At 73.2% G+C, this 388-nt stretch carries 1 protein-coding gene; it reads left to right on the forward strand.

From position 1 onward, the window contains the following. The coding region (locus D180_RS16325) for a hypothetical protein (RefSeq protein ID WP_017913639.1) at positions 1–217 on the forward strand (217 nt) is incomplete at its 5' end. Between the last annotated feature and the right edge of the window lie 171 nt (positions 218–388).

Consider the following 388-nt stretch of genomic DNA (forward strand, 5'->3'; position numbering starts at 1 on the left):
GATCGGTATCCGTATCGAACGCAGTTGCGAGCTCGGCGCCCCGGCGCGTCCGCAACCCGGGGCACTGCCGACGGTCGCCTGCAACCGCCCGCTGGCCTACCAGGTCAGCATCGACGGCACACCCGCGCCCAGCGCCAGCATGGCGTTGGCCTTGAGCCTGCCCGCCGCCGGCATCACGCCGCGCACGTCGGCGGGCTACGCCACGGTCGCGTTCTGATGGGCAGCGCCCGCGCGCGCCTGCTGCCGGCGCTGCTGCTGGCGCTGGCCGGCAGTGCTGGCGCGGCCGGGGTCCGGATCAGTCCGACCCTGGTGCAACTGGCACCCGGCGAGACCAGCACCGACATCTGGCTGAGCAATACCCAGGACCGCCACTGGCAGGCGCAGGTCA

This window comes from Xanthomonas sp. SHU 166, from assembly GCF_000364685.1.
Classification (GTDB): Bacteria; Pseudomonadota; Gammaproteobacteria; order Xanthomonadales; family Xanthomonadaceae; genus Xanthomonas_A; species Xanthomonas_A sontii.